Annotated in this window: 21 protein-coding genes and 2 riboswitches; of the genes, 6 read left to right on the top strand and 15 right to left on the bottom strand. The window is 47.2% G+C overall.

Annotated features, from left to right (window positions below; genetic code table 11):
- The 11 genes from AXX12_RS02695 to AXX12_RS02645 all read right to left on the bottom strand — a co-directional run bounded on the left by AXX12_RS02695 (position 1) and on the right by AXX12_RS02645 (position 12446).
- Positions 1-2064 (bottom strand): cellulose biosynthesis cyclic di-GMP-binding regulatory protein BcsB, encoded by a 2064-nt coding sequence (locus tag AXX12_RS02695; protein ID WP_066237781.1) that lies wholly within the window; start codon positions 2062-2064, stop codon positions 1-3.
- On the bottom strand, positions 2061-3311 hold the full coding sequence (locus AXX12_RS02690) for a glycosyltransferase family 2 protein (protein WP_197470627.1): 1251 nt from the start codon (positions 3309-3311) through the stop codon (positions 2061-2063). Before AXX12_RS02690 ends, AXX12_RS02695 begins: the two co-directional genes overlap by 4 nt.
- A gap of 45 nt (positions 3312-3356) precedes the next feature.
- Positions 3357-5003, bottom strand: a complete 1647-nt coding sequence (locus AXX12_RS02685; RefSeq protein WP_066237778.1) for a DUF2334 domain-containing protein — start codon at positions 5001-5003, stop codon at positions 3357-3359.
- Positions 4990-5850 carry a GGDEF domain-containing protein gene (locus AXX12_RS02680; RefSeq protein WP_066237775.1) on the bottom strand — a complete coding sequence of 287 codons (861 nt, stop codon included), beginning with the start codon at positions 5848-5850 and terminating at the stop codon, positions 4990-4992. The genes AXX12_RS02685 and AXX12_RS02680 overlap by 14 nt, the downstream gene beginning before the upstream one ends.
- Positions 5837-6901 carry a hypothetical protein gene (locus AXX12_RS02675; RefSeq protein ID WP_066237771.1) on the bottom strand — a complete coding sequence of 355 codons (1065 nt, stop codon included), beginning with the start codon at positions 6899-6901 and terminating at the stop codon, positions 5837-5839. The genes AXX12_RS02680 and AXX12_RS02675 overlap by 14 nt, the downstream gene beginning before the upstream one ends.
- Before the next feature lie 160 nt (positions 6902-7061).
- Positions 7062-7149: riboswitch (cyclic di-GMP riboswitch) on the bottom strand.
- Positions 7150-7370: 221 nt separating this feature from the next.
- Positions 7371-8267: a sensor domain-containing diguanylate cyclase gene (locus tag AXX12_RS02670; RefSeq protein ID WP_066237767.1), complete on the bottom strand. Its 897-nt coding sequence runs from the start codon at positions 8265-8267 to the stop codon at positions 7371-7373.
- Positions 8268-8575: 308 nt separating this feature from the next.
- Positions 8576-9646 (bottom strand): PucR family transcriptional regulator, encoded by a 1071-nt coding sequence (locus AXX12_RS02665; RefSeq protein WP_066237764.1) that lies wholly within the window; start codon positions 9644-9646, stop codon positions 8576-8578.
- Positions 9647-9689: 43 nt separating this feature from the next.
- Positions 9690-10076, bottom strand: coding sequence for a DUF1987 domain-containing protein (locus tag AXX12_RS02660; RefSeq protein ID WP_066237761.1), 387 nt, complete (start codon positions 10074-10076; stop codon positions 9690-9692).
- Between the two features lie 15 nt (positions 10077-10091).
- A complete protein-coding gene (locus AXX12_RS02655) occupies positions 10092-10652 on the bottom strand; it encodes a SiaB family protein kinase (RefSeq protein ID WP_082816671.1) in 561 nt (186 codons plus the stop codon).
- Positions 10653-10669: 17 nt separating this feature from the next.
- Positions 10670-11896, bottom strand: a complete 1227-nt coding sequence (locus AXX12_RS02650; RefSeq protein ID WP_066237758.1) for a SpoIIE family protein phosphatase — start codon at positions 11894-11896, stop codon at positions 10670-10672.
- A gap of 16 nt (positions 11897-11912) precedes the next feature.
- The gene (locus tag AXX12_RS02645) at positions 11913-12446 is read right to left on the bottom strand and encodes a V4R domain-containing protein (RefSeq protein ID WP_066237755.1); all 534 of its coding nucleotides are present in this window, start codon (positions 12444-12446) and stop codon (positions 11913-11915) included.
- Positions 12447-12620: 174 nt separating this feature from the next.
- Between AXX12_RS02645 and AXX12_RS02640 the strand changes: the two genes are divergently transcribed.
- From AXX12_RS02640 to AXX12_RS02630, 3 genes are read left to right on the top strand one after another with little or no spacing between them, the layout of a single operon-like run.
- The gene (locus AXX12_RS02640; RefSeq protein WP_066237753.1) at positions 12621-13529 is read left to right on the top strand and encodes a dihydroorotate dehydrogenase; all 909 of its coding nucleotides are present in this window, start codon (positions 12621-12623) and stop codon (positions 13527-13529) included.
- Complete coding sequence (locus tag AXX12_RS02635; RefSeq protein ID WP_066237750.1) at positions 13526-13879, top strand: CidA/LrgA family protein; 354 nt, start codon at positions 13526-13528, stop codon at positions 13877-13879. The genes AXX12_RS02640 and AXX12_RS02635 overlap by 4 nt, the downstream gene beginning before the upstream one ends.
- Positions 13872-14573, top strand: coding sequence for an LrgB family protein (locus tag AXX12_RS02630; protein WP_066237744.1), 702 nt, complete (start codon positions 13872-13874; stop codon positions 14571-14573). The genes AXX12_RS02635 and AXX12_RS02630 overlap by 8 nt, the downstream gene beginning before the upstream one ends.
- Positions 14574-15004: 431 nt before the next feature.
- On the opposite strand, the gene AXX12_RS02625 is transcribed toward AXX12_RS02630, so the two are convergent.
- The 3 genes from AXX12_RS02625 to pepV form a co-directional block, all read right to left on the bottom strand.
- Entirely contained in the window at positions 15005-17746 is a 2742-nt protein-coding gene (locus AXX12_RS02625) for a cation-translocating P-type ATPase (RefSeq protein ID WP_066237741.1), read from the bottom strand.
- Positions 17747-18023: 277 nt separating this feature from the next.
- A complete protein-coding gene (locus AXX12_RS02620) occupies positions 18024-18776 on the bottom strand; it encodes an SDR family NAD(P)-dependent oxidoreductase (protein WP_231881764.1) in 753 nt (250 codons plus the stop codon).
- Positions 18773-20161, bottom strand: coding sequence for a dipeptidase PepV (pepV, locus tag AXX12_RS02615; RefSeq protein ID WP_066237738.1), 1389 nt, complete (start codon positions 20159-20161; stop codon positions 18773-18775). Before pepV ends, AXX12_RS02620 begins: the two co-directional genes overlap by 4 nt.
- Positions 20162-20326: 165 nt before the next feature.
- On the opposite strand from pepV, the gene AXX12_RS02610 reads away from it, so the two are divergent.
- Positions 20327-21157, top strand: a complete 831-nt coding sequence (locus AXX12_RS02610) for an RMD1 family protein (protein ID WP_066237735.1) — start codon at positions 20327-20329, stop codon at positions 21155-21157.
- A gap of 57 nt (positions 21158-21214) precedes the next feature.
- On the opposite strand, the gene AXX12_RS02605 is transcribed toward AXX12_RS02610, so the two are convergent.
- Complete coding sequence (locus AXX12_RS02605) at positions 21215-21619, bottom strand: 3D domain-containing protein (RefSeq protein ID WP_082816669.1); 405 nt, start codon at positions 21617-21619, stop codon at positions 21215-21217.
- Positions 21620-21624: 5 nt separating this feature from the next.
- Positions 21625-21759, bottom strand: a riboswitch (cyclic di-AMP (ydaO/yuaA leader).
- Positions 21760-21981: 222 nt separating this feature from the next.
- Between AXX12_RS02605 and AXX12_RS02600 the strand changes: the two genes are divergently transcribed.
- Together AXX12_RS02600 and addB are read left to right on the top strand one after the other, a co-directional pair.
- A complete protein-coding gene (locus AXX12_RS02600) occupies positions 21982-23508 on the top strand; it encodes an HD domain-containing phosphohydrolase (RefSeq protein WP_066237733.1) in 1527 nt (508 codons plus the stop codon).
- Positions 23509-23523: 15 nt separating this feature from the next.
- Complete coding sequence (gene addB / locus AXX12_RS02595) at positions 23524-26994, top strand: helicase-exonuclease AddAB subunit AddB (protein WP_066237729.1); 3471 nt, start codon at positions 23524-23526, stop codon at positions 26992-26994.
- The last annotated feature ends 1 nt before the right edge of the window (position 26995 follow it).

The following is a 26995-nucleotide window of genomic DNA, read 5'->3' as shown; positions in this document are numbered from 1 at the left end:
TTAGGGCCGTTTGCGCATAAAGAACATTAAAGCCAGTGTAGCAACAAGCACAGCGCTGAAGACAGCTACATAAGTACCGATAACACCGCTACCGGAGAATAGGGTGGTTAGCCACTCGAAGCTACTTTTTCCAGACGCGTTGGGTTGTTGCTTAAAGGCAGTATGATTGCCGTGTGCATCAACTAAGGTTACCTGTCCGTTTAAAGCACTTCCATTAGCCAAAGCAAAGTTTAGTAAATTATTCATCCGATTGGGGCTTGAATACATAAAGGCATACAGCAGTCTGTCGTCAGCGATTTTACCCACTTGGTAAATATCGAACGTACTCATTGCAGAAGACATGACTTCCAACCAGGGAGCAATATGATAACTACCGTTACCCTCTGGAGAAACCGGTAAATATTGTTTCAATGCGCTCCACTGGCTGGCATCATTATTTCTTCCTAATGCGATAACTGTACCAGGCGCTTTCTTTGCATCAAATGTTGACATTGTTTGCACTTGCCAGACAATCTTACTGTTATTGTGCTGTCCGATAAAATAAGCTAGTTTCAAGGCTGCACTAAGCTCTTCTTGTGACGGTTTTTCCGGCAGCAGCATGGTGAGATTAACGATCTCGTTTAGTTCCTCAAAGAAGTTGTTAGGAAAATCTTCCAAAGAGGGAACGCGTTCAATTCCGCCATGTGCCAGCAAGATAGTCGTTTCTTTTTCTATTACCGACCAAGCTACTTCATCGTAGCGTTTGGAGCAATCGATAATGCCTAAGTCGTGATAAAAGCCGAAGCGTACCCGCCACGATGCTTTGTTTAATTCAGATGCAGGGATAGGAACTTTCAATATTCCTTTTTCAGCATTCTCCGCTAGTAAGGCGCTAGATCTGATTGGTATGTCGTTAATGTAAACAGTAACAGCGGATTTCTTGGGATCCAATAGCTTTGAATGGCGGAAATGCAATTCTATATACGAGCTGTCTCCAATCTTATAATTAGGCGGCCTTGGGATAACGAGAGCAGCCTCTTGATGAAACGCCCCCGCCACAGTGATATCTTCTTGATGGCCTAAATCAACCAAGGTATACAGCCCTTTTTTTCTCTTCCCAGTATTTACTGTATTTGCGTTAGCAGGTAAAGGAGAGGATAAAACAATTTGCTGTCCGGAAAATGTCTTGATTAATTGCGGTCTGCCCAAAGCGTTCATCGCTTTAGCCATACTATTGCTATTATCACCAGTAATTAATAGGCGGCTGTATCCATTCGGAAGTTCACTTAACGTTAAAACAGGAGCGTCATTCGGAAGCTTTTGGTTGGGTAGCCACTTATTTGTCAGGCCTAATACTACCTCATTGGCTGAAACTTGCCCCGGTTCACCGATTCGGGCTTCCAAACGCTGCGGCACACCGGATAGTTTACGGGTGCCCCAGTTTGTCGCTATATTTAAGAGCGAGGCGATAGTAATCTGGTCAGGATCAGTTGGCAGATAAAATACTGTATTTATTTTGGCGGCAAGGTAATCATCTAAAAAAGGTCTTGGATAACTGGTTAATGTATAAGGGGAGCGGGTTATTCCAAAGCTCACTTTTGTTTCAGGTCTGATAATAAACCAGTTGGCGTCATTGTCAATATCACGACATAATCCGTCAATAGAGCGATGGATAACAGATACACTCACTTCATTAAAACCGATTTTAAACTGTTTGACAGGCAATACTACCTGCCAGTTGTGTGTGGCGGTTTGTTGCACTGCTAAAGATCGACTGGCTACCGGTACTCCATTTAGCGAAATCGTCATTGAAGAGATGTCAGACCGTACTGTTGGTGAATAGGAGTACCAAAGATCTAAAACAGCAGGTTCCGTAACGCTACTGCCAGAATATATTTCAAAATAACCGGCAACACTGGAGTTTGGATTACGGAAAACCGTATCTTCCGTAAAAATTTGTAACGCATACTTATCTGACACCGGCACTGGTGCTGTTTCTCCAAGTTGACAAGAAGCAAAGAACATAAATAATAACAGTAAGGGAAAAATGCGATAAGAAACCTTTTTAGTTATCGTATTACTCATCGTGCGCTCCTCTCTGTTTTATACCATTGAAGACTGGTATTTTTCGAAAACATTCGTTTAAGCAATATATAGCTGGCTCTAAAAACCAGGATTATCCAGAGTTGACTATAGGTAAAATACATTAAGGCAGTTAGGGCCAGATTCTTCAAATTGCCTTCTCCTCTTTCCAAGGACAGAGATATATAGGTTTCCGCAATAAATAAAACATAGGCAAGCAGCCAAATGATCCCGAATGGTCCGGTAACTGTCAGGTTACTAAATCCTAACAGCCCTAAAATAAAAATCGTGTCAGACACAATGATTGCGGCAAAAAAGACAAAATAGGTGAAGGTAAAATAGATAATATCAGCGCTAATACGAAAATCCTTTAGTGTAAATAAGTTAAATAGGTAATGACTGATAATCCACATATTGCCCTGCGCCCAGCGGGTCCTTTGTTTGATCCAGACTTTTAATGTTTCCGGCTCTTGTTCCCAAGTTACCGCATGCGGCAGCCAATAAATACGATATCCGTAGTCATAAATCCGGATCGTCAGCTCAGTATCTTCTGTTAGCGCGTTTACATTCCAACCTCCCATCCTATCAAGCAATGAACGACGGATAATAAAGTTTGTTCCAGGAATGGTCGTTATACCAAAAAGATGACAGCGACCGGCTTGAAGTAACCACTGGAAGCTTAATGTTTCAACATTAATAAACCGGGTTAATAAACTAACCTCTTTATTGCGGGTACGAAATTTGCCGACAACTGCGCCTAACTTTTCATCTGGAACAATGGCATTGACAAGATAGAGTACAGCCCGGCGTTCTGGAGTATTATCGGCATCATAAACTACGATATATTCTCCTCGGCTGGCCTTGAGCCCATGATTGAGGGCGTTGGATTTACCTTTAGCGCCATGAGGCGGGGTAAGGGTTACGACCTTTAATTGCGGATGTTTTTCACACTTTTTTGCTAATATTGCTCCTGTTCGGTCTGTGGAACAATCGTTAACAACAATGATTTCTAAGCGATCTTTGGGATAAGCTAACCGCACCATGGCGTCGATCGTTCTGCCAATAACCATTTCCTCGTTATGCGCCGGTATCAGCACAGTAATCATTGGATATTCAGTTAAGAGAGCGTCCGGGTTATCGGTTAAGGTCTTAACAAAATGTCTATAGCCGCCAATTGTCAAGACAACATGGTAAAAAAGAATGAGCCAGGTAGCTGCTAAGGAGGCAATAAATAAGTTGTCAATTAGCAAATGGTTTTTCACTCCTTGTAACAACAAACATACTTACATTAATAATCATTTTTGCAACTGCTCATAATTCAGTTCATAGTGCTTATTGCTATTCGCTCTCAGGCGAATAATAATAAGCATTAACATAACTATAATTAATAACAGAACAACTATATGGACGGTACCGATCTTTTCCAAAAGATTATTTGTTGCCGGAGTTTTGTCCCAGGCAGCTTGTAATCTTTCATCGATATTTACATGAAATTGTCCATTTTGCCCAATAATTTTAATTTGTGAAGATTGAACCCGGATGGGAAGCTGGCGCAAATCAAAGAACGTATAGCCTTGCTTCTGTACGCCCTCGATGATTGCGGGCAGTTTAGTTGGTGGCAGATAACCGTGATAAAAGAAACAGGCAAATCCGTCGCGCACAGTCAATAATTGTTCTGAACTTTGCAGCATCGATTCAACCAGAAAAGCTTTACCGTCGTAGTAACCCATATTTTCAGGGATAACCTGCATCCCGTTCAGGTATTGAGACTTAACTATATAAGGCAGCGCCAAGGATAAATGTGTGCTTTTATCAGATATTTGTACCAGGCCGGAAAATACGTTAAAATAACGGGATAAAACCTGATAGCCGGTTTTACTCATCGAATAATGCGGCGGCTCAAAAGCAACAGGAATTAAACCGCAGCGAACAAGCTCAGCAATACCGGCTTCGAGCCGTTCACTGGTAAAAATTTCATCATTTTCCATCGGTTTATCATCACGTGCATTCCAAAATTCATAGCCTTCGCCTGTTTTTGGTGAATACTCATTTTGGTGAGTATAACCGTGCATGATGATACTTGCTCCATTAGCTTGGGCTTCTTTGAGCACTGTAACTAATTCTGGCGCTTCGTGCAGGGGGATATGCTTACCGTTTTGGGCAACTCCCACTGGAATTACGCCAATCGTAAAGGGGATGCGGTATTGATTAATAACAGCAATAACTGCACGGACTGCTTTCGGATCAACTAAAGGGCTCACATCTTCTATGCGCAGCAAAGCATGGTGAACCGATGAGTGATTGTTGTCCGGTATGAACTGGTGAAGCAAATTACCTAACGCAACCATAAAACTTTGCCCATTAACCTCTAAATAGCCGCAAAAATAAATGTTATCACGCTGCCACGCCAGTGGTTTACTATCATTTATATTTTGCACTGTGGCAAAAACCCGGGCATTTTTTCCAGGGTGAGCGATTACAATATTCATCCAGTCTTTGATGAGCAGATCTTTTTGATAATGAATCGTTGACCAGCCATTAACAGTTCCTTCGAGTTTGAAGTCTTGCCATTTTAAGTATGCTGCCATTTGTTCGATATTTTTTTCAAACCAAATCACTCGCTTGGCTTGCGCCATTTCTTGCAGTAATTGCTGCGGGAGAGTGGCCTCGTTTAGACCAACAAAAATAACCAAGTCAGCATTATGTAACACACCCGGACGCCATGCGTCAAGCGTTATCGCCTGACAGGTTAAGTCGAAATGTCCCAGATATTCTATCAATGAGGTAACAAGTGGAAAATCATCGCCATATCTCGTCGGACTGTCATAAATAATATAGGTCTTTACTTTTTCATTGGCGTGGACGGACATTGGCAGGAAGCAAGCTGTGGTAAGTGCGACAAGTAAGAAAAGCACAATTGCTTTCTTACTAACCTCTGTCATACTTAAGTTCTCCTTTGGCTCTGTCGTATATCTCCAAAACATCTGTGTCACTTTCTCTAATACTGGCAATTCCGATGCTCGGTTTAATTCTGATTACTTTTTTGACGCCTTTGATCTCGGTTGCAATGGTATCTAACGCCTGGTGTAGTTTCTCAATGACAACTTTAGCTCCCTCTTCATTCGTTTCGGTTAGCACAATACTAAGCATATTTTCTTCGATTAAGGATTTGATATCTGAAATACGGGTCTGAGCAGTTATTTTCGTTGCTACTGCTTGTAGAATCTTTACGGAATCAATTTCTCCATAAATAATTTGCAATTCGTCAAAATTGGATATTTTTATCAGTAAAATCGAGAAATATGTTTTGTATCGTTTAGCCCGCAAAAATTCTTCGTCTAATTTCCTGAAAAATCCCTGATTGTTGTAAAAGCCTGTGGCAGCATCAAGAGTCACCAGCTTTTCCAGGCTTCTTTTATTTTCTAGTTCGCGTTTGTAAGTTGATACGGTCAACGTTAATTGACCTGATAATAAGCTGCTTAGCGGGTAAATAAATAACCAGACAATATAGGCAAAGTTAACTTCAGCAATTCTATGAATCATTATTTCATAAATAATATAGCTGCCATAGATAAACGTTAATACAATTGCTGCTATCAGGCCTCGCTGCAAACCGAGATTATACGTTAAAATCATATTGAAGATCATGGCGGCGACCAAAACAAACAGAGTTAAAGAGCCAATACTTGGTGCATAAAGTAAGGCAACGGCTGCGACTGCCAACACAAAGACCATAATTAAATTAAAGTAGATTCTATCTTGGCGTAAATACGTATCACTGGCTAACATCTGCTGCTTCCACCATCCTCAACATTAGTAGCGCCTCTAGTTGATCAAAAGCATAGACTAATCCGGTCGTGCTTTCACCAAACCCGCCCTGAAAAAACTCTTTGTCACTAATTTGAAATTCTAAGGTGCGGCGATAACATGCTTTAGCGGCCTCATTTTCGTTGTTAAGCGCCAGGAATCGTGCCGCCAGCGCATAGACTGCTGTGGATTCGTTTTGATCAACCGGTGTTCCGTTTAAATAATAATGATTAAAAACCTTTCCCTGCGTTACCTGATTCTTCAGAAAGGTCACCAAAGCACGGGTATCTCGGCCTGCGTTATAAGCATCAATTGCAGTGTATAAATTCTCGACCATGTTGATGGAAGAACCCCAAACGTACTGCTTAGTATGTATTTTGAATTTGATCGGATAAAAGCCATGCTTATTCTCCGGCATACTGAGCAGGATATCTTTGGCATGTTGATAAGGGACTAACCACTTGCCGTTAAACTGACTTAACTTTCGCAAGGTATCGACATCTAAGTAAAATAGCGGAACTACAGTCGCTTTTTGCTTTGCATTACCATCATAATACTCACAAGGAAAGCCATCTGTATCAATGTCAAATTGAAAAATTGTTTCAGAGACTTTTTCGAGTTGTTTATTATAGTTGCCAAGTTTTTTTTCGTTGGCAATAAAATAGGCTTTAACCAATCGTAAATCATCGACAAAGGCAGACGAAGCGTCGCCTTTTTTTGTAGTAACATCGATTTTCCAATAATAATAACCTGACGGGTCTTTAAAATACTTGTCTGCAAGCCCGGCATAATCATCAAATAGCTTTTTATTGCCAATTAAAGCAGCATACTCCATTGCCTGGCCCGTGGATTCCAACACACTATAAGACGCAGGCGATTTATCTTCGACCGAATAATAGATTAATCCCTGGGAGGTTTGCATTTTTGTCTGAAGAAAGTGGAGTCCCTGGCTTTCTGCCGGAGTTACTGTTTTGACAGCGGTTAGTTCTGTATTCGTCGCTTTGGGGGAAAATATAAAGTGTATACTAATCATAACTACCAGAGTAAGGAAGAATAATGTCTTCTTTTGCGTAAGATTCCCTCCCTTTTGCTATTTCTGCAGATTTAATTCTACTATTCGTTTTAACAGTTTTATCGCCATAAATAGTATCTTTTCCATAAAAAATTGCCTGGTTGCATTTATAATACACTTTAAATGCAACCAGGCAATCATAGACTTAAATCGTCCTTAGACCCACGGCTTTGCGTCCCTTCTTTTCAAAAGGTTTGCCAATGTATATCTTGTTATACTTTTTAGCATGTATATTATACAATTATTTTGAAATTTTAGGATGAATAAGATAAACTTTTGCGATAAGATTCTTCATAGTAAAAGAGAATCCCTCTAATTTGATAATATAATACAATCCGGATTTTTCCCCACTGCCCAATATTAAAAGTCGTTCGCTGATTTATTTGTTTGCCTCCACGGGATTTTGTTGAGCAGGCCGATTTTGGCTTCGCTACCGACCCCACCTGATTTTGTCAATGCTGCGTACTTTTTGTCGACAGTGGCGAGATTTCTGCTTATACATGGCATCATCCGCTATGCTCAATAAGCTGTCAGCATCAGTTTCCATCCAGCTCTCTATCGCGATCAAGCCGATACTCACGCCCATGATGAAAGGTTTATCTAACGATGAGGCAATGGTTTCCACTTGCTGCTGAAGGCGCCAAATCGTCTGTTCGGCATAATGTCGCGAGCATTGGGTGAAGATTACGGCAAATTCATCGCCGCCGACCCTGCCGGCAATGTCGGTTTTACGCAACGCCTTGCGGAGAAGAGATGTGAACGTCTTGATATACCAATCTCCTTCCCGGTGGCCATAGGTATCGTTGACCTTTTTCAAATCGTCCAAGTCCATAAAGGCTAGAAGAAACTCGCTTTCTTCTTCCTTCGATTTTAGCAATGTTGATTCCAAGCTTTCCCGGAATGCACGGCGATTTAATAATCCGGTCATATCATCCCTGGCGGCAAGCTGTTCCAACAGTTTGATCCGGCTGTATTTCTCAGTACTATCTATTAAACTGAGCAGCAGATGCGGCGTTCCGGCAAAATCTATCTGTGCAGCATAGACAATGACAGTCAGCTGCTGCTCTCGCCGTTGCATCGATAATTCCGTCTCAGGGATGTCATTTCCCTGTAGACAATGCACCCAGGCAATATACTCTTCATGCTCAGTGTCAAAGATGTCAGTTAGCAGCTTTATCGGATCTGCTCCGTCCGTAATATCCAAAAATTTAGCGGCGGCTTGGTTTAAGCGCACCACTTGCAGTTCGTCTTTGGTCACTAACAGCATTGGTATAGGCACGATATTGAAGAGGTCATCTATTTTATCCGTTATAGGGAAGTCAAACACCGTCTCACCCCGGCTTTCTCATCATGCCTGTAATCATCGCATTTACTGCAAGTGGATAAAATGTGAACTGCGTAATCCAGATAGCAGTCCTTGATATTACTATAACAAATACAGTATTCAATTCCTATTGCTTGCGAAGATAGAAAAAATCCTCCGAAATATCATCGGAGGATAATGGGCCTCTATATAGGCGATAGCGCTTGAGCATTTCTGAGGAGTTCGGGAAGGAGGTTTTCCGACAAACGTACTATTCTTGAGTTTTCTATTATTATTATCTCAAACGGATAATTATCAATTATCTGCTGCTATTAACAGCGGAACTCCAGCAAATGTAAGGCAATAGCTATATTGAATCGGACATCAAACGGTTCGAGCGATGTGCCCAAAATACTTTCTATGCGTTGCTTCCGGGATACAATCGTTTTGTGATGGAGAAACATCTCTTCGGCAACTACTTTCAAATTGGAAGACTGGAGAATTCTCTTTAGGGTTATCATTAAGTCAGTGTTATTGTTCCGGTCATAATCAAGTAAATTTCCTACCATTCTTTCGATGAATTCTTCAGCATCCTGCCCGTCAGCCAGCGGATAAAGCAGCTGATATGCCTGGCCGTCATGAAAATGATACACAGCCCGTCCCGGCCAAAGCCGACAGCCAAGAGCCGCGGCCGCTCGCGCCTGATAGCAATGATGAGCGAAGCTGTCCATCTTTCCCTGCTTGCCGGCAACGCCTACTGCAAATTCAATATGAGAAAAACTACGGGCTAATTGTTGCTTTAATCCCAGCCCCGTGTTAATTTGCTGCTCTTTTGTCTCGTTCGGCAAAGCAGGATGCAGGAGGCCGATACCGTCGCCCCATTCCCAGGCAACAAGTCTCTGACAGCCATTGAGCTTGTCCACCAGTGTATCGATAGCTGCCTGTACTTCGGCTGCATCCACGGCTGACCGACTGAAGGGAATCCCTTGCCAACTAGTTAACTGTAAATAAAAGACATGAAACATTGTTGGTAGATATAGCTTAAGTTGCCGCGCCGTGTTCGATGCCGTTTCATCAAAGCTGCGGTTTCCTTCTGCCAAATCAAGCAAAAACTGATTTCGCCGGTGCCGTTTGTAGGAGTCGGCTACTTTCTCTTCCGCCTTAATTCGTTCTTCAATTTCCCGCTCCAATTCATGCTGTATCTCCTGCAAGTACAACTGCTGCGAATCGCTGATTTTCGTCATCTTCATCATCGATTGGAGATTTCTTTCGAAGATATTTGCCATACTGGTGTAGTGATCAAGCAGTTCGTTATTCTTATACTGTTGGTCATTGCATATGCTTTTGATCTGCGCCAATTGTTCCAATTCCTCCTGAAACAGTTGGCGAATCTTGCTAGTCAATCCAACCACCTCTTTTGCAAGAGTTGCAACATCTTTCTGCTGATTAGTTAGAAGGCTCCTCTGGGATTATGTTGAACTGCACACTGAGCTCTTCCCGGAACTCTTCACCGCATTCCCGCATACTTCTGTTTTTTGCCGTATAGTGCCAATTGATGCAGATGTCGGCGCCGGTGTTAAACGCGTCCTCCAGCATGTAGATCATATCCATTAAGCATTTGGTGCTGCTGGTATTCATGTAGGAGAGGCTTAGCTCGACGACAATTTTGCCGCAAGCTGCCGGCAAATAGTCTTTCAGCCAACCAAATAGATCCTGGTAAAACGCGGATGCATTTTCTGGGTAGGACTGGCCGGATATTTTCAAGATGCCTGTATCCGGATTGAAATTTACTTCCGGCGAGGATTTTGTACTCGCCCGGTATAACAGTTCCATGGCAAAACCTCCTCGCTAATTACACGTGACTTTTAACGTAAAAAAAGCATAGTTTTCATCACGCGGCATGAACATATATTCAAGCGGAAACGCCGCCTTGCGAGCCATATCAATGATTCCCAATCCGGCGTTGTCACAAGGGGAGGCCGATTTTCTCAGTGTTTCTTTATAATATTTCTTTAGCTGATCTTTGGATAACGAATTCACATGTTCAATACGATCTTTTAAGTTTTGGATATCATCATTGTGCACCAGATTGCCTGAACAGACAAAAAACTGTTCATTATGCCGGCCGATGACGATGATGCTTTCAAAAGCCCGGCGACTGATTTCATACTTGTCATTATCAACGGATTTCTTTACAAAATAGGTTTTGATATTTTGTGCCTGCTCAATATATATGGAAAATACATTGTGAATATTGGTTTCGTCGGTATTTTTCTCTGTTTGTAAGTAGGACGTGATTGCTGTGCCGATTTCTTCAATAATTCCTTGGGTAAATGAACCGTTAAAGCTGATAATAATTCCATAGCTGCTTAATTCGCCAATCAGTTGATGCAAGTTTTCATTAATCACAAGACAAGCCTCCCTTATTAAAGCCCAAATCCGATAACTGTGATGTCATCCCGCTGCTTTTCATTGCCCATGTAGACTCTAAGGCTGTCCAGAAGCATCATTTTCTGTTCAGGCAAGGCCAGCGAAGCATTACCCCTGAGCAGCTTTGCAAACTGATCGATTCCAAACGGATTAGCGTCAGAACTACCGTGCTGATCAAAAAAACCGTCGGTGGATAAATACAGTCTGTCACCAGCTTCGTAATCGATAACTCTATTTTCAAAGTGAATATGGCGGGATTTTTTACCCGGGCGGCCCTTGCTTTCGTAGCCGACACTGCGCCGGGAACCGGGGATTTCCGTAATTTGCCCGCCATGTAGATGAAAAAGCGGCAGCCGAGCGCCGGCAAAGGCCACTCTGTGGCCTTTGCGGTTGACGGCAATCAGACCCATGTCAAGACCGGCATATAGGTGTTCCTGGTTCTTTCCTGAAGCGTAAAAAGTTTCCCGTATTTTTTCATCCAAAATAGTAAGAACATCAGCTGGCGTATAATCCATCCCTGAATCTAACATGGTTTTGAGCATCTGGCTGACTGCCAGCGTCATGAATGCTCCTGGCACACCATGCCCGGTACAATCAATGATCGCAGCCATAAATCCGTTGGGGCAGGGGACAAACCAGTAAAAATCGCCGCCGACAATGTCGCGGGGCTGCCAGATGATGAAGGAGTCTGTGGTATGGCTGGCTATCAGCGCTGCGTCTGGCAATATGGAGCGTTGGATGACGGCTGCATAGTGGATGCTATCAGTGATTAATTTATTCTGTAAGCGAACTTCTTTCTCGGCTTTTTGCCGGATCAGAATTTCTTCCTTTAAGCGCCGTTCCCGCTCTTCTAATTTAACCACCATGGAATTGAACGCAAGAGAAAACTCACCCATGAAATCAATTCTTTGCGCGTAGTCTCCCTTTTCAATTTGTTGTGCCTGCCAGGTTAAATGATTAAGCTTGGAATGGAGTTCTTTCATGCTGCCAGCCAAGAAATTCGTTTTCCCCGGACGTTCAACATGTAGAATGCCTCTGGCTAACGGCACTGTGTACTCGTATAATTCCTTCATCTGCCCAGCCAGACGATTGAAGGCCTGAACAACCTCCGCCAGCGGCTGGCTACACTCTTCGACGGTAATTTCGTCCGGATATTTGCCTTGCATCAATAGTTTTAATCCGGTCTGCAATTGTTTCAATACCAGCAAATCTTGATTGCTCATACAACCACCTAAAAAATCAGTTATCGCAGGTGACTTGGAACCGGCAGGTCCGGTCCCCGGTAGCCCAGCAATCGATTTCCTTTGCCGTAAAGTGTTTGCCAGTGTATTCATTGAGTATTCCGGCGATGAACCCTTCATCATAGTCGCAAACGGATTCCTCAGTAATCGGCAGTCCGGAGCAGTCTAAATCCTCTTCTACGGTAAGAACGAATTCCAGTTTTTCCATGTCGGCCGATTCCAGGCGGAGAATGCCGATCCGCAGTTCTGCTAATTTCTTTTGTAGTTGAGCGACAAAACTATTAAAATCCAGATTTTTATCCAGGATATTTTTACAAAACTCTGTGCCGGCAAGCTTCCCTGCGGCTCGTAACAGGTTGCTGGCCTGCTCGCAGCCATATTCCCGGTTCAGCACGTCGCGTAAGGTAAACTGAAATAAGCGATAAACAATAACCGGCATATTTGAGCCCAGATTAGCCCGGCCTACGGCAATGTCACCAAGACTTTCCCAATTGAACGCTTCGCTTTGATTATCGCTTTTGAATTTATACATACTTTCACTCCGTTCGTATTGCTCTATGATTCTTAGCACTAACGGTAACTATTCGCATGATCCTTGACTTTTTCCTGTTTAGATAGACAAACTTTTGAGTTTGTTATAAAATATAACATTAATCCGGCTACGCCTTGAACAAGATTTGTCACATTAAAGAATGGAGTGATATACATGGGCCGACTAGCTGTAAATTTGGGAAATATTCGCTTGAACAACCCGGTTATGCCGGCAGCGGGCACGTTTAGTGTCGAGAGCGCCAGCCAATTTTATGACGTCAATCGCTTGGGCGCCGTCGTTGCTAAGACGGTGACGCTGAATGCGCGAGAGGGCAACCGCACGCCGCGGGTGGCTGAAACATATGGCGGGATGCTGAATAGCGTTGGTTTGCAGAATGCCGGAGTTGACAGTTTTTTGCTTGAGGAAATGCCGAAACTGACCGATCTGACAACGCCGGTTATCATCAGTATCGCTGGACACACGGTTGACGAGTTTGTGGCTCTGGCGCGTAAACTTGACGCTGTTCCCGGCATAGCCGCCATTGAAGTCAATGTATCCTGTCCAAATGTAGAATGCGGCGGTAAAGTGTTTGCTTCTGATGCACAACAACTGAGCCGGGTCATGACGGCCGTACGCAAAGCTACCGGCAAGTACCTGATCGCCAAGCTAAGCCCAAATGCCGGCGATATGGTAGAAATGGCGCAGACAGCAGAGTCGGCAGGAGCCGATTGTCTGTGCGTGGCCAATACGCTGCTTGGCATGAAAATTGATACACGGACGCGTCGGCCGGTTTTGGCGAACATTGTTGGCGGGTTATCCGGCCCTGCCGTAATGCCGATCATTTTGCGCATGGTCTATCAGATCGCGCCAAAGGTTTCTATCCCTATCATCGGCGTTGGCGGCATTGTGACGGCCGAGGACGCAGTGGAGTACCTTTTAGCTGGGGCGACGGCGGTTCAGGTAGGGACAGCCTCATTTACCAATCCCACTGCCATGATCGACATTATCCATGGTCTTGAGGAGTATCTGAGGGCAAGTCAGATTTCCAGCCTCAGCGAATTGATTGGAGCTGCGCATCGGTGATTAAGGGATTTCTCATACTTACAACTCTGTATCTAACTGGGGAAGGTATTAGCCAATACTTTGAACTCTCCCTACCTGGCGGCGTAATTGGCATGGTCTTGCTGGCTGGACTGCTTCTCAGCGGAATCCTCGATATCAGACAAGTGGAAACAGCGGCTCAGTTGCTGTTAGATAATATGAGCTTGTTCTTCGTACCGGCAGGAGTAGGTTTACTGGTTTACTTTGAACTTATCGCCACGCACTGGCTGGCGATTTTCCTTATTACGGGGTTAAGCTTCCTCGCTGTTCTGGCTGCTACGGGAATTACAGTGCAAGCGATCGTGCGGCAGAGGAGGCGGGATCATGACTGAGTCTAGCCCAATTTTTGCAACTCTGGTGACCGTGCTTTTAACTATTGCTGTCTATCAGGGTGCGGTGAAGCTTCAAAAACAGTTGGCTATACAATTGCTCAATCCGGTCTTGGTGTCAGTCAGTGTTCTCATTTTATTGCTGCTATTAAGCGGGTTTCCCTATGAAACATATGCCAAAGAGACGCGCGGTCTATCCTTTATGCTAGGACCGGCCACGGTTGCATTAGCAGTTCCGCTCTACCGCCAACTGGAAAACCTGAAGCGGGATTGGCCGGCTATTGTGGCTGGCAGCATAATTGGCGCCATCGCTGGAATTGGTTCGGTCTTAGTACTTGCCCAGTTATTCAAGGCGCCAGCGGAGATCATTTTATCGTTAGCACCTAAATCAGTGACCACTCCCATTGCCATGGATGTCTCGTCTTTTATTGGCGGTCTGCCGCCGCTGACAGCAGCTCTGGTTATCCTGACCGGCATCCTGGGCGCAGTCATTGGACCGCAAGTTCTGACAATGCTGCGGATCAACGATGAAACTGCCCGCGGCCTAGCTATCGGTGCAGCCGCACATGCCTTGGGAACCAGTCGGGCGATTCAAGAAAGCGAACACCAAGGTGCGATGAGCGCCCTGGCTATCGGCCTAGTCGGCTTTGAGACCGCGCTGATAGCCCCGTTGCTGGTCAAACTAGCCGGGCTTTGACTCAGACCGTTGATAAAGCACCATCTGCGTTGCACCCGTAAAGGGTAGGCCGCCAACTCTAGGGCGCTAAAGCGCCGAGAGTTGCGCACTTAGCCCTACGGGAGCGCGCTTGCCGTACCCGTCGAACGTACTGATGCTACCACATTTCTCTTCTACAAGCATCATATCAGTCGCATAGGTAACAAAGCCTGCGCGCGCTTCCTCGGGCTGCCTAGTGATGCTAATCGACTATGTTAAATCAAGCGTTTGGCTAGTCTCATAGGTAACAACATCTGGCACTTTCTGAACGGTCTGAAACTGGGGTCCTCGACAACTGGATAAGCAAAGGAGCCATGGACTTTATCGTCCATGGCTCCTTTGCTTATTATAGAAGAACCGGTAGCCCTCTGCTACCCTCCGCTTACTCTGTGCACTCTGCGGTTTAGTGGTTCTTATGCGGAAACGCGGTTGGATTCTTTGGCTTTGGCTGAGGAGTTCAGTATCCACTTCGTGACTTCTGTTGCAATGAAGGGGATGAATGTGATGGGGACGATCAGCATCCACTCAGTCAAGGTAGGCTCAATCGTTTTGAAGATGACATGCAACGGTCCGTACAGGGACAGCAGCAGCAAGACAAAGGAAAGGGTCACGCCAGCGTTTAGGTACTTGTTGCTGAAAACGCCAAGGGCGAAGGGGGAGTAGTGTTCCGAACGGGCGTTATAGGCGCAAACAATCTGGGTGGTGATCAAGGTGATAAAGGCGAAGGTCCGCGCGATCTCGAGGTCACCGTTGTAGACGGCTAAGCCGTAACGGAAAGCACCTAGAACCGTAACCGCGATTGCCGCGCTCTGGACAGCGATCATAATTTTTAAATTCCGGGTTAATAAGGGTTCGGCGGGATCTCTGGGCTTCTGGTTCATGACATCAGGCTCTTTCTTTTCCATGCCTAAAGCCAGAGCTGGGAACGCATCAGTCACCAAATTGACCCACAATAGTTGAATGGGCAACAGGGGGATAGCCCAGCCGAACAAAATCGCGAAGAAGATAGTCAACACTTCGGACGCGTTACAGGCCAGCAGGAAGTAAACGAACTTCTTGATGTTAGCGTAAATGACGCGCCCTTCTTCCACAGCTGTAACGATGGTGGCAAAGTTGTCGTCTGTGACAATCATGTCAGCCGTTTCTTTGGTGACATCAGTGCCGGTAATACCCATCGCCACGCCGATATCGGCTCGTTTTAAGGCGGGTGCGTCATTGACGCCGTCACCAGTCATGGCGACAATCTGCATGTTGCTGCGTAACGTTTCGACAATGGCCACTTTGTGTTCTGGCGATACGCGGGCAAAGACGTTGGCGGTCTGGACTGCACGCTGCAATTCCTCTGGCGACATGGAATCCAGGTCGCGGCCAGTTCGGACTTGATCTGGATGATCAACAATTCCGAGCTCTTTGGCGATAGCGAACGCAGTATCCGGGTGATCGCCGGTAATCATGACTGCGCGAATGCCGGCAGTTTTGCAAAGCGCCACCGCTTCTTTTGCTTCTGTACGAGGCGGGTCAATCATGCCCAGGAGACCAATGAATACTAAGTTGGATTCGATGTCTTCCGCTTTCGTCATATCCGGGACGGCATCAAAGTCGCGGTAGGCTACTGCCAGCACCCTAAGTGCCTGTGAAGCCATTTCCCGGTTGGCGGCTTGAATGACTTCTTTATCTGCGTCTGTTAAGGGACGGGAGGTGCCGTTAATCGCAATATAGGCACAACGGCTCAGCAGAACATCGGGAGCGCCTTTGGTGCAAGTACGTAAATTTTCTTGTCTCTGGTGCAGGGTGGTCATCATTTTTCGGGCTGAATCAAAGGGAATTTCCTGCACACGGGGGAACTGGCTTGTGAGAGCCTCTTGTTCATAGCCGCCTTTGCGGGCAGCCACAACCAATGCGCCCTCAGTGGGGTCGCCGACAATCGACCAGGCATTTTGTTCAGGTATGTAATCAAGCTGTGCGTCATTACACAGTGCTGAGCCGCGCAGCAAAAGTGCAAAGTCTGGTTCGACCGCTAGGTCTATGGGCACGTTATTGCAGGTAAGTTGACCTTCCGGACAGTAACCTTCCCCGCTGAGTGCAAAGAGCTTGCCGCCGGCGAAGGCCTTAACTACAGTCATTTGGTTTTGTGTCAGTGTACCGGTTTTGTCTGAGCAAATGACCGAGACACTGCCGAGCGTTTCTACTGCATGCAGTTTTTTCATAATGGAGTTCTTTTTGGCCATGCGCTGCATGCCGAGCGCCAGCACGATAGTGACGACGGTGGGCAATCCTTCCGGGATCGCAGCTACTGCCAAGCTAATTGAGGTCATGAACATGAGCTGGATTTCAGCGGTTGAAAGAGTACCATCGCGCATGCCGCCCCAAATACCCATGACAAATACTACGGCGCAGACCACCAGACAGGCAAAGCCGAGACCCTTGCCGAAGCTTTCCAGTTTCTTTTGCAGGGGCGTTTTTTCTTCCGCGACATCCTGTAGCATAGTGGCAATTTTGCCGATTTCAGTATTCATCGCTGTACCGATAACAATTGCTTTGCCGCGGCCATACGTTGTTACTGTGCTCATAAAGCCCATGTTAACACGGTCGGCTAGGGCGGGTTCGCCATCAAGCTGGCGATCTTCTTTTTCGACTGGCACTGATTCGCCTGTCAGAGAGGCTTCCTGGACTTTCAAGTTAAACGATTCCAGAATCCGCACATCGGCGGGGATATAATCGCCTGCATCGAGCAGGATAATGTCACCTTGGACTAATTCGCGCGACGGGATTACCGTAACATGCCCATCGCGGATAACTTTTGAGTGGGGGGCGCTCATTCGTTTCAGAGCGTCGAGTGCTTTTTCCGCCTTTGCCTCCTGGAATACGCCCAATGCGGCGTTCAAAAGAACGATGGCGATAATGACCAGAGAATCAGCCGGTTCGCCGACTAGTGCGGAAATGATGCTAGCTGCTATGAGGATCAGCACCAGAAAATCTTTGAATTGATTTAAGAACTTCCGCCATAACGGTTCATGTGGCTTTTCCTTCAGTTCGTTATAGCCGTATTGGGCTAAACGCCGGGCAGCCTCACCGGTTGACAATCCCTGGCTCAAGTCGGATTGCAATTCAGACACAACAGCGTCTGCAGTCAACTTGTACCACTGGTTTTTCACACTAGTTCCTCCTCTATTTTGTTGTGTAAGATCCTTTAAGCTCGTTTCGCTTATGTATATAAAAAGACCTTGCTTATTTTATAAGCAAGGTCTTACCAACAACATAAATGTCGCCAACAAAGCCGGGGCTATTCACCCGCACTGACGACTTTGCTGTAAAGGTTACTCCCCTTGGAGTGTATTTAATTAATTCTAGTTTAAAACGGATAATGAGTATTTGTCAATCGAAAATTGAATTTTTCAAATTGATATTCTTTTTATGAAAACCATAATACGGTTAGACGTAAATCATTTTTTTTGTCATGCCGCCATCGACCACGAACTCCTGTCCGGTAATAAAGCCAGCGGCTGGCGAAAGCAGGAACGCTGTCAGTTCGGCAATATCTTCCGGGATGCCTACCCGGCCAACCGGGTGTTGGGCGTGATCTTGCGGGGTTAGCGTGGCTGCGCCTTGGCTGACATCGATCCAACCCGGACAAATCGCATTCACACGAATCGCGCCCCCCAAGGAATTAGCCAGCGCGTGAGTCAGCCCTAATAGGCCAGCTTTTGAGGCGGCGTAGGCTTCGTTGCCAGGCTCGCTCATTAACGCCCGCGAGGAGGAGATATTGACAATCGCGGCACTGCCGGCAGCAAGAAGCAGCGGCAATGTGTATTTGGCAAAGAGAAAGGCTGACCGCAGATTGACGGCAAGAACGCGGTCAAATTCCTCCACGCTGATATCGGACAGCGGACTAAATTGGGAAATACCCGCATTGTTTACCAACCAGTCGAGCTTGCCGCAATTGGCGGCAACTCTCTCTGCCACCCGGATTACGTCAGCTTCGACTGATACATCTCCCTGAATGAAGGTTGCTTCATATCCTGCATCGCGTAGACTCGATTCAGTCTTTACGCCAGCCGCCTCATTGATATCGACCAGAAACACTCTTGCTTCTGCCGCGAGTCGGTAGGCAATTGTGCGGCCAATGCCGTGGGCTGCGCCAGTTACTAAGGCGACCTGCTTTTTCCTGTTTTGCGGTAGCATCATTTGGCCAGCTCGTAGATCGCGTAAGCGTAGATTTTGGCGCAGAGCACGAGATCATCAAGCGCAATATATTCGTCTGCTTGATGGCAGAGGTCAGGCTGGTCGGGAAACTGCGGACCGAAGGCTACGGTGTTAGCTAAGTGTTTCGCATAGGTGCCGCCGCCGATGGCTATTGGTTCAACATCTGATCCGGTTGCTTCGCGGAATACACGCTGCAAAGTGGCGACAAGGGGATGGTCTTTAGCAAAGAAGAGTGGTTTGCCGAACGAAGCTGACTCAACGTCGATACCAAGGCGGTCTGCGGCGATTCGTACTCTTTCCACTACCTGTTCGCCACTCCAGGTGACAGGGAAACGAACGTCGCAGGTCAGAGCTATTTGGTTATCGATAAAACGGAGCAGACCCGCATTTAGCGTAAGGCTGCCAGACTCATCGTCCCGGTAAGCAATACCGAGCGAACTGCCATCCGTCTCTTTACCAATGGCGGTGGTAACTGCTTGACAGTATGATAGCAGATCGGTGGGCAATTCACATTCTGCGAGAAATGCCAGTAGTTGCATAGCAGCATTGACTCCCTGATGTGGCAAGCTGGCATGTGCCGCTTTACCGTGCGAGACGAGACAGACGTTGCCGTCCGCGGCGAGCGAGGCGTCGATTTTAGCATTGTGCCGGGCGGCAAAAGCGGCGCAGGCCTTAAATAGTTTTTGCGGTTCGTCAGCAACCAGCACGGCTTCCGCTCGATTTGGCACGATATTCACCCGTTCACCGGCGTTAAGTGCAAGCAGTCGGACAGCAGATATCCCGGCAGAGAGATTTTTAGACAACCTAAATTTGCAGCCGCCTTTTTCCGCATAGATGACGGGAAAAGATGCGTCAGGGGTGAAGCCGGCCACTGGCGGTTTTTCGCGTGCTGCGTAATACTGCAAGTCTTTGCTGCCAGTCTCTTCATTGGTGCCAAAGATAATCCGCACTCGTTTCGATAACGGCAGGTTGAGATCCTTGATAGCAGCTAGACCGAACAAGGCAGCCATCGTCGGCCCTTTGTCATCTGTCGAACCGCGACCATACAGTTTGCCGTCATGAATTTCTCCGCCATACGGCAGGTACGTCCAGCCGCTGCCTTCAGGCACTACATCAAGATGTCCCAGAACGGCAACATAGTCTTCGCCGCTGCCATATTCCGCATAGCCGACATAGCCATTTAGATTGACAGTGCGAAATCCGAGTCTGTTCGCGATCTGCAACGCGCGGTCGAGCGCCAGGCCAACGTCCTCGCCAAAGGGGCTGCCATTGACTGCATTGTTCTCTACGCTTCGAATAGCGAGAATCTCCTGCGTTGATTTAATCAGCGCGTCTCGCTGCAGTTCTACTGCTTTTTCCAGGTTCAAGATAATCCCTCCGTTCGTTACCAGTATGCACCATTAGTATACTCCTTGCTTGTGAGTCTGTAAAATGAATGAACGGTGACCGGGACATGCATGGCAACCAGGCGATGGAAGTATTCTGCTTTTTCTGTTATAATTTGGATAAAAGAGCAAGCTAGGAGGCTGTTTATGCAGTCAGAATTTAAAGCGGTCGTGCTGGCCAATGAAATCGATCTAAATAAAATTGCCGAGCATTTTGGCATCAATAGACAATTCCGCTGGGAGGAGACGCTGATTCTTGCTGGGAAATCACTGGAGGGAATCACTCGTCAATCGGAGGGAAAGAGAGTATATCTGTACCATTTTGGCAGTATAGTCTTTTTGAATTTTCAACATCACGAAATGATGGATGTTGTAAATTACCTGCGGAAGATTGAAAAGAGTTTGACAACAGGAGCCTTCGAATATGTTGACGACTACATTCTCGAAACAGTGACAGATCTGACTGAAGCAGACATGCCCTATGTAAGCAATGACCGGATGTTAATCGCGCAGGAAGAAAGCTATCACCGCGAAATCGTCGCGACTATGTTGGCAAGGTCGGTGGCACTAGAAAAAATCGAGGTCGACATTAGTCGTCTGTTAGATGAAATAGAAGAAATCGTTACATTTTTGCATATGGGTAATTTAAATATGTCTGACCGACGTTTGGCCAAGCTATCGGCAAAGATCTTCGGTTTTAAGCTGAACATGGTGTCATACATCATGTTACTCGATAAACCGGATATTACGTGGAACAATGCGGAAGCTAGTCGATTGTATGACGAAATGGGACGGTTATTTGAGGTATCAGAGCGCTACCAGAAGATTCGCCAAAAAGCAGAAGTCTTAACAGATATCACCGAGGTGTTTTCCGGTCTGGCTCACGCCAGCCGTGGCACTCGGCTCGAATGGGCAGTTATTCTCTTGATCGCGTTTGAAATCGTACTGAGTCTATTGGATATTTTTGTGTTTAAATAGTAACGCGCAGAAACACCCCGAGAGTTCAATTGACTCTCGGGGTGTTTTTTTTAAGAACTATTCTACTACATACAGCTTAACGTTTTTCATGCCAAACTTGTATGCTTCATCAACTGTCCACATTGCGATATCGATACGATTTCCTTTGATTGCGCCACCGGTATCCTCAGCAATGGCATACCTGCCAGTGCCATCGGGAAACTCAATATACACCTTCGATTTCAACGGGATAATGCGCGGGTCGACGGCAATGATGCCAGGACGCACCTGGGTGCCGATGTGGGTCAGGTTGCCCCATTTACCGTTATCGTGAGGGCCTGGCGCGTATGCGGTCGCAACAATATCGATCGCTTGTTTATAGTTGGCTGGCGCGGCTGCGAGTACCGGTGTGATCAAGCTAGTTGCCAGTGTGACAACAGCCATCATAGTTACGATTGTACGTTTAAACACTTTCATGTTCATATTCTGTTTCCTCCTTCTAATCGCCTCCGGGGTTAGCTGACGGGTTCGGGACGGAAGGTATCCCTACCGCTTGATAGCGGATTCACCCCACTAATATTGGTTCCCCCGTATTCCTTTGGGAAGTTCGGCGTAGTCCATATACTACACTATCGGTTGCAGAAACGCAAAACGCGCTAAAGGTCATTAATTTTAATTATGTAAACTTGATATAGGTATTCCCAGTTATACATCGGTATGCGGCAGTATTCGATCATGACAACGGTCTAGCAGTCTTTTTTCTGTTCAGGCGCAGGAACCATTGCTGCGAATCGCGAATAAGTTCACAATTGTTTTTTCGATTATTTTGAATGAAGGAATGCGATATGGAAATATGGTTTTGGCTCGTGCTTGTGGCTGGTAGTGTTAGCTGGGCTGCTCGGGAACGCAGAGAAAACACACTATTGAGGGCCACAGTCAAACAAGAACAGACAGAAATCTCCCAACAGCAGAACACCCAAGAACAAATCCGGTTGAATGAAGCCAGATTCAAAGCCATCCTGGAAACGTCGGTTGACGTGATGACCCGGCTGGATTTAGATGGTGTCATTCTTGAGCTGTATACGCGGCCCGGCTTTTATCAAACTCCGCCAGATCGTCGCCTAGTCGGTAAGAAAATTGATAGCATTTATGAGACGTCGGTTACAGACCGCTACCAGCAAGCGATGGAACAAGTATTATTAACCGGACGACCGCAGCGTTTTACCTATGAAGGCGAATATCATGGTAGAGCCTACGGTCGGGAAGTCTGGTTGACCGGCTGTGGTGAGGAACTGATCGCTATTGAGCGGGACACGACAGAACGAGTGATGATGGCTAAGCAACTGCGTTATCTCAATCTGTATGATTCGTTAACCGGATTGTTTAATCGCAGCCGATTTGAACAGGAAATGCGGCATTTCGGCGAAGACGAGCAATGTTCTGTCGGGATCGTTGTCTGCGATCTGGATGGACTAAAGCTGATTAATGACACCCTTGGCCATGAACAGGGAGATCGACAACTGGTAGATGTGGCTGATCTTTTCAAACGCTGTTTCCGAGCGGAGGATCACATTGCACGTATCGGCGGTGATGAATTTGCTGCGATCTTGCCAAATGTAGATGATGAAACACTGACAGCAATTTGCCGAAAAATCAGTCAAGAGGTCGACGAATACAATCTACTGCTGCCAAACGCTAGGCTTGGCCTGTCGATAGGTCATGCTATGCGCGGTTGTCCGACTGATATGAATACTCTATTCATCGAAGCGGAAAACGAAATGTATCGACAAAAGCAGTTGCGCGACGAAAACGTCCGCCAGTTTATTCTTGACGGCATGTTTCAATCCGTGGAAGCCAGAGATTACTTTAAAAGCGGTCATCCGCAACGAGTCGAGGAATATGCAGTTAAATTGGCTGCAGTTTTGGAACTAAGTTCAGAACAGGTAGAGAATCTTCACCTGTTATCCCGCTATCACGATATCGGCAACGTTGGCCTTGATGAACGCATTGTCATGAAACCTGGACGATTGACGACTGATGAGCGACAGGAAATTGCGCAGCATTGCGAAATCGGCTGCCGGATTGCCCGCTGTGTTCCTGCTTTGGTACCTGTCGCAGACTTGGTTCTTAAACATCACGAGCAGTGGGACGGCAGCGGTTACCCGCTGGGTTTGCAGCATACTGATATTCCGCTGGAGTGCCGTATCTTGGCGATAGCAGACGCCTATGAGGCAATGACCGCAGGACGCCCCTACCGCCATGCCCTGAGCAAGACTGAGGCGATTGAAGAACTGCGCCGGGGCGCGGGTACTCAATTTGATCCAGAATTACTGAAGCTATTTTTGCAGGTGCTCGAATCCGAACACGAATAGGTAGGGAGGGTTACCGTGGGCATCCGACTTTTATATGGCCGGGCCGGGTCTGGCAAGACTTCGGCCTGTTTGAAAGAAATACGAGACTTGATGCGGCGTGACCCACTAGGGCCGCCGCTGATTCTTCTTACCCCTGAGCAAGCCACCTTTGAGGCCGAACGGGAGTTAGCTCGCGGCGGCGGTTTTTGCCGTGCACATGTTTATGGCTTTCGTCGGCTGGCTCATTCTGTGCTGATGGAGACCGGCGGCGCAGCCCGGCCGCAGCTAAGCGACCTATCAAAGCGCATGATTCTGCGCCAGGCATTGGCTGATAATGAGGATCAACTGACTGTATTTCGGCAAGCAGCTCACCAGCGAACGTTTGCACAGACCATGGCCTCTCTGATTAGCGAGTTCAAGGCCTACAGCGTTAACCCCCGGGCTCTGGCCGAGGCGGCGGTACAAGCGTCCAATTCACCGCTTGGCTCGAAACTGTCTGATCTAGCCGCTGTTTATGCCTCATACGAGGGGTTAATCGCCGGGCGCTACGCCGATCCGCAGGACTATCTGGGTATGCTGCTGCACAAGATTTCTCGCTCCAGCCTGCGTGGTTCTACTGTATTTGTTGATGGGTTTGATTGGTTTACCAAACAAGAATATGGTGTACTCGGCGCACTGGCTAACGTAGCAGAGAACTTGACCATAACCTTGTGTCTGGACCGGCATGAGGCTGAAGATAAACAGGAGGTCGATTTATTTTACCGCCAGGCAGTGACGGCGGCTCTCATCAAACAGCTGGCCAAGGATAATCAATTGTCGTTTGAGGCGCAGGAGGTCCGCAGTCCGGGCCGGTTTGCAGCTAGTTCGTTACTGACCTATATTGAACAGTCACTAGCAGGGGTGAAGGGTGAAGCCCCCTCTAAACAAATTGCTCAAACAGAGGACATTGTTATCGTTGAAGCAGCTAACCGGAGGGCTGAGATTGAGGGGATCGCCCGCGATATTATTCGCTTATGTCGGGACAAGAGCTACCGCTGGCGAGATACGGCAGTCCTGGTGCGAGATGAAGCAATTTACTCTGACATCATCGCCACTGTATTTGCTGATTACGGTATTCCCTGTTTTCAGGATCGCCGCCGCCCGGCTGTGCATCATCCGCTGGCAGAAGTACTGCGGTCGTCAGTCGAGGCTATTGTTGAACGCTGGGATTATGAGCCGGTATTTCGTGCGTTGAAAACAGGCTTATTTCCTTTATCTGATGAACAAATTGATCTATTGGAAAATTACGTGTTAGAGTTTGGTATTCGCGGCAAGCGTTGGCTGCAGGAAGAAGACTGGCGGTTCATGCGCCGCTGGTCGCTGGATGAAGATGAACAGCCTGACGCGGCGGGGCAACAATATCTTGATACGGTGAACACCATCCGCCGCCAGGCGATTGCACCGCTTGCTGCTCTAGCTGCCGAGTGCCGCCGGTCGAAAACGGCGGCTGAGTATACTGGCAAGCTATTTGGCTTCCTGATTGCGATCAACGCCCCACAAACCTTAGAAGCCTGGGCGAAAGAGGCTGAGGCGGCGGGTGATTTGGCGCTGGCTGAAGAACACAGCCAGCTTTGGAATGCAATTATTGGTCTATTTGATGAATTGGTTGATTGTTGTGGCGATCAGGCAATGACGCTTGAAGAGTATGGCGAAATACTGGGTGAAGGTCTTGAGGGATTGACCTTAGGGCTGATTCCGTCAGGGCTGGATCATGTTACAGTCACTTCGCTTGACCGGACGCGTCTGCTTAGAGCCAAAGCCGTCTATCTGCCAGGAGTCAATGAAGGGGTTTTGCCGAGACGCGGTAAGGTGGACAGTCTATTTAGTGATGAAGAACGCCTGTTGCTGAAGGGGATGGGAGTCGAGCTGGCGCCAGGTGCGGCTGCTGAGGCCTTTGCGGAGACCTATCTGGTCTATTTCGCGTTAACGAGGGCCAGTGAATACTTGTGGGTCAGTTATTCCTTGGCTGATGAAGAGGGTAAAGGAATGCAGCTTTCCCAGGCAGTCAACGAGCTCAAGCTGAGAGTTCAGGGCGGCTCTAACCCCGGATTTTCGGTGCGATCCCTGCGGCTCGAGCCACTGCCGGGAGAGGAAAAATCGTTTATTGCCCATCCGCGCCGGGCGGCTTCGGCACTGGCGGTTAGCTTGCGCCAATCGGGCGGTAAACCGGAAGACCTTAGTCCGGTGTGGCTTGACGTATATAATGTCTGTCTTGAAAATGAAGAACGGAAAGCGGGATTGCGATTGGCGCTATCCGGGCTGTTTCACTCAAATAGCGAAACTCAGCTTGATCCTCAGCTAGCCAGACAGCTCTGGCTATCGCGTGGGTCGCGTCTGCGTGGCAGCGTAACTGCGTTTGAATCGTTTTATTCCTGTCCCTTTCAGCATTTTGCCCGCTTTGGCCTGAAGCTGCGGGAACGCCAGGTTTTCAAACTGGAACCGCCTGGCATGGGACTGCTACTGCATGCGGTCGTCAAGTCGTTTGGCGAAGCGGTGAATCAGTCTGGCCGGAACTGGGGCGATTTGAGCCGGGATGAGACCGCCTCGCTGTGTGAATCGATTGTCGGCGAGCTTGCCCCGAAACTGCAAAATGAGATCCTGTTGTCAAACGCACAGTATCGGCATATTCAGGGGCGAATCCGGCGTACTGCCGAAACTGTCATTTGGCGGCTGGTGGAATTCGACCGCGGGAGTTCGTTTAAGCCGATCGCGCTGGAGCAATCCTTTGGACTAGGCGGCGACTCGCTGCCGCCGATTTTGCTGCAACTGGAAGATGGCATCGAGCTTGAGTTGGCCGGTCAGATTGACCGCTTAGACTGCGCCGAACACAATGGCAAAAAGTATTTTCTAGTCATTGATTATAAATCAGGTGGCGCTTGGTTGGAGCTGCTGGATGTGTACCATGGCTTGAAGCTGCAGCTTTTGCTGTATCTGTTGGCTTCGTGCCGGTTAGGTGAACTGCTGACAGGGGCGCCTGACTGCCTGCCGGCGGGAGTGCTGTATTATTTTCTCAAACGGCCCAGCGTGACTGGGTCTACGTTCCTGCCACCGGACAAAGTGGCAGAAAAGCTCAACGCGCAGATGAAAATGCCTGGCTGGGTGTTGGCTGATCCGGACATTGTGAAACTGCTTGACGCAAATATCCGTCAGTACTCGCAGTTTCTGAAGATCGGCTTTAACCCAGACAAGGGAACCTTCTATAAACAAACTGCTCATTATTTAAAAGATCAGGAACAGTTCACGCTGTTGATGCACCATGTGGAGCAGCAATGTCAGCGAGCAGCCAAAGGAATTCTCAGTGGTGATATTGATCTGCGACCGTATGACTTGGCTGGTCGAACCGCTTGTGAGCGCTGCCGGTTCCGGCCAGTCTGCCAATTTGATCGGATGCTGGCTGATAATGACTTTGCCAAACTACCTTTGCTTGATGATGATACGATTTTTAGCCTGATCGGGAAGGAGGGGTAGG

This window comes from Anaerosporomusa subterranea (assembly GCF_001611555.1).
In the GTDB taxonomy this organism is placed as follows: Bacteria; Bacillota; Negativicutes; order Sporomusales; family Acetonemataceae; genus Anaerosporomusa; species Anaerosporomusa subterranea.
Note: the sequence above shows the minus strand (reverse complement) of the source record. Positions and strands in the feature narration are given on the sequence as shown.